Consider the following 9,689-nt stretch of genomic DNA (forward strand, 5'->3'; position numbering starts at 1 on the left):
GAGCCAAAACCAGAATCAAAACCAAAATTAGAACTATGAGCTCACACGGGCCGACGGCAACACCGGTTCGAGCCGCCGACGACTGGGAAGCGACGACCGTCGACGGCGAGTCTCGGGTCACGATCACCTGGACGAAATCGCCGCGAAACCGGCTCGATCGGTTCCTGTTCGACCTCTTCGGGACGAGCCGGGAACGCGACCTCACGCTCGACCCCGTCGGCGCGACCGTCTGGAAACACTGCGACGGCGAGCACACCGTCGCCGAACTCGCGGCTATCGTCGCGGACGCGCACGAGGCCGAGCGCGTCGAACCGGTCGACGAGACGCTCGCACACTTCCTCATGCAACTCGAGGAACGCAACCTGATCCGGTTCGACGACGAGCGGACCGGATGAACCACCGCGTTCACTCGCCGGAGACAGCCGGGTGGACGGCAAAACGGAACTGACGACTGACAATTGACGACTGACGGTCGGACGGCGTCGCTCGAGCTGAACTCGGGTCGGCTCAGGGCAGGTCGACGACGACGTCTTCCTGTAGACTTGCGGCTTTGACGGTATTGTACAGTAACATTGCGCGCGTCATCGGTCCGACGCCGCCCGGAACGGGCGTGATTGCGCTCGCTTGCTCCTTCGCGCTCTCGAACTCGACGTCGCCGACGAGTTCGTATCCCTTCTCGGTGTCGGCATCGACGCGATTGACGCCGACGTCGATCACGACTGCGCCCTCGCCGATCATCGAGCCGTCGATCAGTTCGGGGACGCCGACGGCGGCGACGACGACGTCGGCAGAGCGGGTCTTCGCGCCGAGATCGTCGGTGCGGGAGTGACAGACCGTCACCGTGGCGTTGCCGTCCTCGGCCTTCTGGAGCAGGAGGTTCGCGAGGGGCTTGCCGACGATGTCCGAGCGGCCGACGATCGTGACGTCTTTTCCTTCGGTGTCGACACCGGCAGTCTCGAGCAACTTCTGAACGCCGTGGGGCGTGCAGGGCCGAAAGCGGGCGTCGCCGGCGACGAGGCGACCGACGTTCTCGGGATGGAAGCCGTCGACGTCCTTGATCGGGTCGACGCGGCGGATGACCTCGCGGTAGTCGACGTGGTCCGGAACGGGAGCCTGAACGATGTAGCCGTGAACGTCCGGGTCGTCGTTGAGGTCGACGATGGCGTCGTACAGTTCCGCGGGCGAGGCGTCCCCGTCGACGTCGACGTGGTGGCTCTCGATGCCGACCTCCTCGCAGTCGCGCTGTTTCATGTTCACGTAGGTCTGGCTGGCGGGGTCGTCGCCCATCAACACCGTCGCCAGTCCCGGCCGCGCGCCCGCGTCGGCGAGCGTCTCGATAGCGGCCGTTAGATCGTCACGAATCTGGCTCGCGACGGCGTTGCCGTCGATGATCTCCGTCATAGTGCAACCGGCGGTCGCGACACTAATCAATGCTCGGGTTCGTGCCTACCACGGCGTGTAGAACGACCCAAAATATGCACTCTTGTGGATACCACTTCGGCAGAATCGAGTACGGGTGAGCAGCAGCACGCAAGCCATGATCGCTCGCCCACATCTGTTTTGATGCTCCGCGGAATACGGTTCCCTATGGAGTACACCACGCTCGGTAACACCGGGACGACCGTTTCGAAACTCTGCTTCGGCACCTGGCGGTTCGGTATGACACACGACGATACCGTCGAAACCACCCGCGACGAGGCCCACGACCTACTCGATGCCGCCTGGGATCACGGCATCAACTTCATCGACACCGCAAACGTCTACGGCGATCCCAACGGCACCAGCGAAGAGTGGATCGGCGAGTGGCTCGACGACCGCGACCACGCCCGCGAGGACCTCGTCATCGCCTCGAAGGTCTACTTCCCCTTCGACGGCTGGGGCGAGCCCGGCCCGAACGACTCCGGACTCGGCCGCAAGCACATCCGCGCCCAAATCGAGGGCACCCTCGACCGACTCGGCACCGACTACCTCGACCTCTACTACATCCACCGCTGGGACGAAAACACCCCCATCCGAGAAACTCTCTCCGTCCTCACCGAACTCGTCCGCGAAGGCAAAGTCCACTACCTCGGTGCCTCCACGATGGCCGCCTGGAAACTCACCAAGGCGCTGTGGACCAGCGACGTCGAGGGACTCGAACGCTTCGACGTGACCCAGCCGATGGTCAACGCCGCGGCCTACGACGCCGTCGGCGACTACCTCGATGTCTGTGCCGATCAAGACCTCGCAGTCTGTCCGTACTCCCCGCTCGGCGGCGGCTTCCTGACCGGCAAGTACGAGCGCACCGACGACGGCGGCGTCGAGGCCCCCGACGGCTCTCGAGGCAGTCTCTCCGAAATGTTCGAAGACCGCTATGCGACCGACCAGGCCTGGGACGTACTGGAGGCCGTCGAATCAGTCGCCGGCGACGTCGACGCCACGCCAGCCCAAGTCTCGCTGCGCTGGCTGATCGAACAGGATCGCTTTACGTGCGTGCCGATCGTCGGCGCGCGCACCCCCGAACAGCTCGAGGAGAACGTCGCCGCAGTTGAACTCGATCTGACGGACGACCAGTTCGAACGAATCGATGAGGCACGGCAGGGCGACGCCTAATCACCGAGCCGGACGATTCAAAAGATCGGCGACGTGAGCACGAGCGCGTCTACGAGAATCGCGACGAGGACGGCACCGAGGAAGGCGTTCGACGCGTGAAACGCGTGAAACGCTGCGGCCTCGGTCTGCTTGAAGTGGAGACGAACCGCCGCCCAGAGGAAGAGTCCGCCGAAGACGACGACCGTTCCCGCATACAGTGCGCCGAGATTCGAAATCCAGGCTAGCGCGACCGTCCCGACGAGCGTCGCCGCGAGGTAGTAGAGGATGTGTTTTCGCGTCGCCGTCTCACCGCGAACGACGGGCATCATCGGGAAGCCGCCCCGGGCGTAATCGTCCTTGTAAGCCAGCGCGAGGTTGTAGAAGTGCGCCGGCGTCCAGAGGAAGATCACGCCCGCGAGAGCGAGCCCTCCGAGGCCGATCTCGTTCGTGACCGCAGCCCAGCCGATCATCGCCGGCAACGCGCCAGCGAACCCGCCGATGACCGTGTTCTGAACGGTGTTGGGTTTGAGAACCAGCGTGTAGATGACGCTGTAAAACAGAATTGCAGCGAGGCCGAGTGCGGCCGCCAGCACATTGATCGTCAGGAACACGGCGAGCGAAGCCGCCGTCAGACCGATGCCGAAGAAAAACGCGTTTCGGACCGGGATCAGTTCGGTCGCAAGCGGCCGGTCCGCCGTCCGGGACATCCGTTTGTCCACGTCGCGCTCCAGGATGTGGTTGAAGGTACCCGACGCTCCGATCGCGAGGACCCCCCCGCTGAGCGTCGCGAGGATCGTCGGCACTTCCAGATTGCGGCCGGCGGCGAGGGCCATCCCCGCGGCGGCGACGAGACAGAGCAGCCACATCAGCCGCGGCTTCATCATCTTGAAGTAGGCAAACGCGGTGAGGCGGGCGCGAGCGAGGCGACCGGTTGGCAGGTCGAGGCCGGTCGCGTTAGCATCGGTCCCGGCGGCGTTCTCGGCTGCGATCGGTTCCGGTTCAGTATTCGCACTCCCGAGTAGTCCGGTTTCACGGTCGCGTCCATCGTCGTGTTCGGATCCCGTCGTTCGTTCGAGGTTCCAGGCCAGCGCGAGCACGATCGCTCCGAAGAGGACGACGCCGAGTCCGAGGTGCAATCCCGGCACGATCGCGGCATCGCCGACGGTCGCCGTCATCGCACCGACGCCGATCTGGACGACGTACAACACCGCGCCGACGAGAATCGACGCCCGAACGCTGCGGGAAACGTCGCCGGCGACCGCGCCGAACGCCGTCGTCGCGACGAGTATGCCGACCAGAACTGCAGCGATGCGGTGGCCCCACGCGATCACGAGTTCAGTCTGGTTCAGCGGGTCCGCTGGGGCGTGACAGGTTGGCCACGTCGAACACGCTGCGGCCGCGTCCGTTAGCGATGTCGTTGCGCCGATGATCAAGAGCAGATAGACGCCGAGGGCGGTCGCTGTGAGCAGTCCCGAGAAGCGACGGCGCGTGCCGATCGGACGAGGGAACGGCGCGGATACAGATGCCACGACTAGTCTCGTCTAGAGCCTTCGCGTCCGTGTATTTATGGCTCCCGTTTTTGCGGGCCAGTAACGGGTGATGTGACTCGCGGCCCGTGACCCGTAATCCGTAACCCGTGACTAGCAACCGCCACCCCTGACTGCCGACAGTTGCTAGCTGACCGGCGACCATCGACTCCGCCACTCGGTCCGGGCACGGCACCGATTCACAGCCCGGGAGAGACCCAGTTTTCATAGCCGTTGACGGCATACGTCTGCACCCGTGCAAAGCGAGAACGGATCGGCCGACGCGACGGATGCACCGATTCGCTGTCCGGACTGCGGGCAGCCGTTTCACACCCAGCGGCTCCAGCGACTCCACCGCGGGCTCGAGCATCCGGACGAACTCGCCGACCGAGAGCGCGCTGCCGTCGAATACGCCTACCACGAGGAAACCGCCGCGATCCGACGGTTTCGGTTGCTCGCACTCGGCGCTGTGCTCTTGCTTTACTTCTGTACGCTATTTCTGTACGCCGCCGTCACCTGAATTACACGCAACCTGAACGACACGCTTACATCCCCATATCCGCGGCCGCCTCCGGAACCGGCAACGTCCCGGGCGACACGTCGAGCAACTCCGCTACGTGGTCAAGTGCCATGTCGAAGCCATAATAGCGCTCGAGTTCGTCGCCGTCGGCCGTCGGTCGGACTTTGAGCATGGCGTACCCCTCGCGATTCTGTGCGATCGCGGCAGTTGCCCCGATGTCGGCCGGCCTGCCGTCATCGCCGTCGGCCGCAACAACGCTGAACTCGAGACGACGCTCCGTCTCCGTCTCGTCGTAGGTCGCTCGGATGCCGTGTTCCTCCGCCGTCAGTGTCTCGTCGGTCATGTGCTGCACTCGTGTGCGGGCCATCGGGAAAGTATCGGTTCCGGTCGGGACGCCGTGAACAATGTTCGCGATGGCGCAGTGGATTCTGGGCCGCCTACCGCCACCCGGGACCGTGTGTCACAGACGGGTGTCGACGAATCGACACCGCTTTTTTGCCACCACCACGAGTGTTTCGCGTGCGTGAGAGCGAGTCCGAGAGCCGGTCGGCCGGGCGCTGGCAGTCTCCACGGCTGCTCGCGGCGTTTCGATTGACGAGATCAATCGCGTTCCAGTGGCTCGTCGTGGCGGTCGTCGGGTTCTTCGCGTTCGCCTACTGCGGTGTGCGATTGGCGGCCGCGCTACAGGGACAACAACTCGAGCGGATCGCCGTGCCGGCGGTCCCGCCGGAGACCGCCGTGCTCTGGGGCGGGCTCGCGTTCGTGATCCTGGCGCTCGTCGTCGGACTCCACGAGTGCTTCCACGGCGTCGCGATGGCCCGGTACGGCAGCGATCCCTCCTACGGAATCGGGGTGTCGTACTTCGTCCTCCCCTACGCCTACACCGAGGTCGAGCGCGCTCGCTACACCAGAGCGCAGATGCTCGTCATCCTGCTCGCGCCGGCCGCGGGGATTACGGTACTCGGGCTCGCGCTCGTGGCCCTGGTTCCGGAGCTCTCGGCCGTCGCGCTGGTCGCGCTCGCGGCCAACGGAGCCGGCTCGATCGGCGACCTCTGGATGGCCGGCGTCCTGCTGCAGTATCCTGCGGGGGTCCGCGTCGACGCGCTGCCGAACAGCACCGTGCAGGGATTCGGCGTCTACGGGCCGCCTGACGAGTCGACCGCGCGACGGCCCGCCAGCGAAGTGCTCTCGCGGATCGCCGCCGGCGCGATCGCCACGCTCGCCCTCTTCGGCGCGGTCGTCATCGTGCTCGCCCTCGCCTCGCTCGCCGTCGGCTCCGGAACGGTCGAACTCGGACCAGTCGCCGGTCGCTGGTTCCTTTTCCGTCACGAGGTGGACGCGACCGGAACGGCGTGGATCGAGATCGGCGAGTGGCCGGTGCTCGGTCTGGCGGTCGCAGGTGGACTTCTCTGGGCGGGGTTCGGCGCTGTTCGCGCGCGCTTCAGGAACTGCTAACGCATAACTGAACTCGCGGCCGCCGGAACGGTATCGACCGCGCCCGTCTTCGCTTTCGGTCTTCCTGGAGCCGTATCGTCAACCGGAATACATTACTGCGAGGGAGTTCACATGTCCGTGATGGTCGATCCAGAACGGCTTCTCGAGCGACCGGACGTATCGTCGGCCACTGAGACTGTTCGAATCAGTCCGAAAGCGGCCCCGGAGTATCGCACCCTCGACAGCCACGCGGCGGTGGGGATCACGAACGAACGCGGGGAAGTGCTCCTCGCCGACGACGGCGCTCACGGTCCGGGGCTTCCCGCGCGAGCGGTGAGTCGGAACGATCGCTGGATGGATGCAGCGACGGCCGTCGTCGAGGAACTGTGCGGTGAACTCGAGTACGAGTTAGCCGTCAGAAAGGTTCGACGAACGAGGTTCGCGATCGAGCAACGCGACGAACGGATCTCGATGTACAACGTGATATTCGCCGTGGAGAGCGAGGAGGCGGCGAAGGTAACGCCGACGGTAGCTGACCACGAGCAATACGACTCGGTCGAGTGGGCGTCGTCCGTTCCGGTCGAGCAGAGCGGTGCCATGGCCGAGGACATCCGATTATTCGTCTGAACTCGTACGGGAATCGTAACGCTCGTGGGCTATTCCCGCCGAGTGTCGGGCATGGGAAAGTGGCTTCAGAGCGGACGGCGGCGAGATCTCTGCGTGCTTCTTGCGGCCGCGGGGAGAGCGGACGACGGGACGACGACAGCGACAACCGGGGACGGGTCAGAGGGCGAGGACGAACGGGAAGAGGCAGGCGGAACAACCGGAGAACTGCGCGGCCAACGGCTGAAATCGCAACTCGAATCGCACTACGACGACCGCATCGAACCGAAGGCGTTCTACGGCTCGCTCTCGGCGCTCGTCGATGCGGGATTCGTCGAGAAGCGAACGGCGGGCATCCACGACGTGTACGCGCTGACGGCGGCCGGCGAACGCCGACTGGACGACCACTACGATTGGATGCGCGATCGTCTCGAATCTCCGTGACCGTTCCGCGTCCCGCTTCATCTCCTGAACGGGTGAATCCATCACGTCCCGGCCATCACTCCCGATCCTGGCCGATCAGGAATCCGAGCGCCGCACCGGAGAGCGTGAACGGCCACGTGACGGTCGCGAACGCGAGGACGGAACAGAGTTCACCGACGCCGCCGACGCCGGACCGCCACCGTTCGCGGCGAGTGCAGACTCCGAGGACGAGTCCGATCGCGGGCAGAATCCAGACCGCGGTGCCGGTAATTGCACCGGCGGTCGAGGGGAGTTCAGTGCCGACGAGCGGAATCTCACGGACGGTAGTGAGAGCTACCCCCGAAAAGCTGCCGTCGTAGGCGGCGGTTCCGAAAAGAACGGCGGTCCAGACGCCGACGACGGCCCACGCGTTTCGTGGCGTCAACTGCGGCGTTCCGTGCCGCACCATCATCGCGCCGAGTGTGAGCGCGAGCGCCCCGGCGAAACCGACCGGAACGCGGTACGATTCAGGGAGGAGGGGCGGCGATCGGTCCATCTTGACGATGCTGAGCGTGTATGTGGTATCGTCGGCGGTGACGACTTCCGCGGTGTGTTCGAACAGTCCGTCGGTCGGAACCGACTCGCGACTCCCGTATCGGGGCCAGTCGTGGCCGCCGCCCTGGTCCTCGTGATACCACCCGTCGGGGAGGTCGTCGGCCGCGTCGGCCGTTTCGATCGCTCCCTTCACGGCGACCGCGGTCTCAGTGGGCAGCGAGTCGATCGGAACCACCGTCGTCGGTTCCGAGACGATGTCGACCTCGCCCGCACGAAGTTCGTACGCGTCGGGGTGATGGGGCCAGAGGTAGAACGGATTGACGAGCAATCCGATACCGAGGACGATCAGGAGGACGGCCCGAACGGGGATAGACATTAGATCGTTTTCTTCGTTCAATTCCTGTGAGATATATGTACCGATTCGGGAGTTAGTAACGCAGAAATCGCCTCGACCGACCGCTGCTCGTGACAACGAGTTCAGTTAGTTGTCGAGCAACTGATCGCCGATCGTGTTCCGCAGCACTTCGCTCGTCCCCTCGTAGATCTCGTTGAGTTTGGCGTCGCGGTAGAACCGCTCCGCGGGGAAGTCCTTGGTGTAGCCGTAGCCGCCGTGGATCTGGATGCCCTCGTTTGCGACCTCGCGGGAGATTTCGCTGGCGTAGAGTTTGGCCTGCGAGGAGTCTTTGATGTAGTCCTCGCCGCGGATCTTCTTGTCCGCGGCCTTGTGCATCAGCATCCGAGCCGCCTGGATCTTCGTGTCCATGTCCGCGAGCTTGTGTTTGATCGACTGGAACTCGCCGATCGGCTGGCCGAACTGCTCGCGCTCGCCGGCGTACTCGCGGGCCTCGTCGAACGCCGCCCGCGCGATCCCGAGACTGCGTGCTGCGATGGTGATCCGGCCGCCGTTGAGCGTCTTCAGCGCCTGAACGAAGCCCTCGCCCTCCTCGCCGAGCAGGCGGTCCTCGGGCACGCGGAGGTCGTCGAACCGGAGTTCGGCCGTCGGGCAGCCCTTGTCGCCGAGTTTCTCCTCCGTGTTCTCGACGATGAAACCGTCGTCCGCCTCGGGGCGCACGACGAACGAGGAGATGCCCTTGTTGCCGGCGTCGGGGTCGGTCTTCGCGAACACCGTGACCGTATCCGCGACGGAGCCGTTCGAAATCCAGAGCTTGCCGCCGTTGATCACGTACTCGTCGCCCTCTCTCTCGGCGGCGGTCTCCATCGACGGCACGTCGCTTCCCGCACCCGCCTCCGAGAGAGCGAACGCACCGACGTCCTCGCCCGCCGCCAGCGGCGTCAGGTACGACTCCTTCTGGGACTCGTCGCCGAACTCGTAGAGCATGTTCCCCGCGAGCGAGGTGTGGGCCGCGACGACCGTTCCGAGACCGCCCGAGCCGCGCGAAATCTCCTCGATCCCGATCGCGTAGGAGTGATAGTCGAGTCCGGCCCCGCCGTACTCCTCCGGGAAGGGCATGCCCATCAGCCCGAGTTCAGCCATCTCGTCGACGAGCGCCTGCGGGAACTCGTCCGTATGGTCGATCTCGTCGGCGACGGGGACGACCTCCTCGTCGACGAACTCCGAGACCATGTCGCGGATCTGTTGTTGTTCGGCCGAGAGTGCAAAGTCCATAGCGGAGCTATTGCGGGGTCGATTCTTTATTGTTGTCTCTCCGGGCCGTCCACTGACGGTCGGTTGTATCGGGTTTATTCACTCCGACGTCAGCGACGCCAGCGCGTCGTCGATCGATTCGTCGCCCGCAAGGAGTTCGAACGTCTCGCCGACGAGCGACGAGCGGTCGAGCGTGGCGGCGAGAACGGTGGCCACGTCCTCGCGCGGGATATCGCCATCGCCCAGTTCGAAGTCCGTCCCGACCCGAACCTCGCCGGTTCCGGGCTCGTTCGTCAACTCGCCCGGTCGAACGATCGTGTGCGCGAGCGAACTCTCGCGAAGGTACTCGTCGGCTTCGGCCTTCGCGATTAGATAGTCCCGGAGCGGGTCGGGGCCGGATTCCGGATCGTTCGCCCCCATCGAACTGAGCATGACGAACCGGTCGATACCCGCCTCTCCCGCGGCATCGACG

At 64.9% G+C, this 9,689-nt stretch carries 12 protein-coding genes; 6 read left to right on the forward strand and 6 right to left on the reverse strand.

Going from position 1 to position 9,689, the window contains the following annotated elements; genetic code table 11:
- Positions 1-35 precede the first annotated feature (35 nt).
- Positions 36-395: a PqqD family protein gene (locus tag C481_RS13180; protein WP_006109725.1), complete on the forward strand. Its 360-nt coding sequence runs from the start codon at positions 36-38 to the stop codon at positions 393-395.
- 112 nt (positions 396-507) lie between these two features.
- Here C481_RS13180 and C481_RS13185 read toward each other — a convergent pair whose 3' ends face one another.
- A complete protein-coding gene (locus C481_RS13185) occupies positions 508-1,401 on the reverse strand; it encodes a bifunctional methylenetetrahydrofolate dehydrogenase/methenyltetrahydrofolate cyclohydrolase (RefSeq protein WP_006109726.1) in 894 nt (297 codons plus the stop codon).
- A 186-nt stretch (positions 1,402-1,587) separates the two neighbouring features.
- Here C481_RS13185 and C481_RS13190 point away from each other — a divergent pair, with 186 nt between their 5' ends.
- On the forward strand, positions 1,588-2,592 hold the full coding sequence (locus C481_RS13190) for an aldo/keto reductase (RefSeq protein ID WP_006109727.1): 1,005 nt from the start codon (positions 1,588-1,590) through the stop codon (positions 2,590-2,592).
- Between the two features lie 17 nt (positions 2,593-2,609).
- Here the strand turns inward: C481_RS13190 and C481_RS13195 are convergent, their stop codons facing one another.
- The gene (locus tag C481_RS13195; protein WP_006109728.1) at positions 2,610-4,100 is read right to left on the reverse strand and encodes a heme o synthase; all 1,491 of its coding nucleotides are present in this window, start codon (positions 4,098-4,100) and stop codon (positions 2,610-2,612) included.
- Between the two features lie 253 nt (positions 4,101-4,353).
- Here C481_RS13195 and C481_RS13200 point away from each other — a divergent pair, with 253 nt between their 5' ends.
- Entirely contained in the window at positions 4,354-4,617 is a 264-nt protein-coding gene (locus C481_RS13200) for a hypothetical protein (RefSeq protein ID WP_006109729.1), read from the forward strand.
- 25 nt (positions 4,618-4,642) lie between these two features.
- On the opposite strand, the gene C481_RS13205 is transcribed toward C481_RS13200, so the two are convergent.
- On the reverse strand, positions 4,643-4,960 hold the full coding sequence (locus C481_RS13205) for a DUF7111 family protein (protein ID WP_006109730.1): 318 nt from the start codon (positions 4,958-4,960) through the stop codon (positions 4,643-4,645).
- A gap of 167 nt (positions 4,961-5,127) precedes the next feature.
- On the opposite strand from C481_RS13205, the gene C481_RS13210 reads away from it, so the two are divergent.
- The 3 genes from C481_RS13210 to C481_RS13220 all read left to right on the forward strand — a co-directional run bounded on the left by C481_RS13210 (position 5,128) and on the right by C481_RS13220 (position 7,098).
- Entirely contained in the window at positions 5,128-6,072 is a 945-nt protein-coding gene (locus C481_RS13210) for a DUF3267 domain-containing protein (protein WP_193787841.1), read from the forward strand.
- A 120-nt stretch (positions 6,073-6,192) separates the two neighbouring features.
- Positions 6,193-6,678, forward strand: coding sequence for a hypothetical protein (locus C481_RS13215; RefSeq protein WP_006109732.1), 486 nt, complete (start codon positions 6,193-6,195; stop codon positions 6,676-6,678).
- Positions 6,679-6,729: 51 nt separating this feature from the next.
- A complete protein-coding gene (locus C481_RS13220) occupies positions 6,730-7,098 on the forward strand; it encodes a helix-turn-helix transcriptional regulator (protein ID WP_006109733.1) in 369 nt (122 codons plus the stop codon).
- Positions 7,099-7,153: 55 nt separating this feature from the next.
- On the opposite strand, the gene C481_RS13225 is transcribed toward C481_RS13220, so the two are convergent.
- The 3 genes from C481_RS13225 to C481_RS13235 all read right to left on the reverse strand — a co-directional run.
- Positions 7,154-7,987, reverse strand: coding sequence for a hypothetical protein (locus C481_RS13225; protein ID WP_006109734.1), 834 nt, complete (start codon positions 7,985-7,987; stop codon positions 7,154-7,156).
- A 105-nt stretch (positions 7,988-8,092) separates the two neighbouring features.
- Entirely contained in the window at positions 8,093-9,238 is a 1,146-nt protein-coding gene (locus C481_RS13230) for an acyl-CoA dehydrogenase (RefSeq protein ID WP_006109735.1), read from the reverse strand.
- Between the two features lie 78 nt (positions 9,239-9,316).
- Positions 9,317-9,689: NAD(P)H-binding protein (locus C481_RS13235; RefSeq protein WP_006109736.1), on the reverse strand; the 373-nt coding region annotated here is incomplete at its 5' end.

The organism is Natrialba asiatica DSM 12278, from assembly GCF_000337555.1.
Classification (GTDB): Archaea; Halobacteriota; Halobacteria; order Halobacteriales; family Natrialbaceae; genus Natrialba; species Natrialba asiatica.

Excerpts from the sequence above, each read along its gene's own strand:
- C481_RS13180 (WP_006109725.1), top strand. The coding sequence starts at position 36 with ATGAGCTCACACGGGCCGACGGCAACACCGGTTCGAGCCGCCGACGAC.
- C481_RS13185 (WP_006109726.1), bottom strand. The coding sequence starts at position 1,401 with ATGACGGAGATCATCGACGGCAACGCCGTCGCGAGCCAGATTCGTGAC.
- C481_RS13190 (WP_006109727.1), top strand. The coding sequence starts at position 1,588 with ATGGAGTACACCACGCTCGGTAACACCGGGACGACCGTTTCGAAACTC.
- C481_RS13205 (WP_006109730.1), bottom strand. The coding sequence starts at position 4,960 with ATGACCGACGAGACACTGACGGCGGAGGAACACGGCATCCGAGCGACC.
- C481_RS13215 (WP_006109732.1), top strand. The coding sequence starts at position 6,193 with ATGGTCGATCCAGAACGGCTTCTCGAGCGACCGGACGTATCGTCGGCC.
- C481_RS13220 (WP_006109733.1), top strand. The coding sequence starts at position 6,730 with ATGGGAAAGTGGCTTCAGAGCGGACGGCGGCGAGATCTCTGCGTGCTT.
- C481_RS13225 (WP_006109734.1), bottom strand. The coding sequence starts at position 7,987 with ATGTCTATCCCCGTTCGGGCCGTCCTCCTGATCGTCCTCGGTATCGGA.
- C481_RS13230 (WP_006109735.1), bottom strand. The coding sequence starts at position 9,238 with ATGGACTTTGCACTCTCGGCCGAACAACAACAGATCCGCGACATGGTC.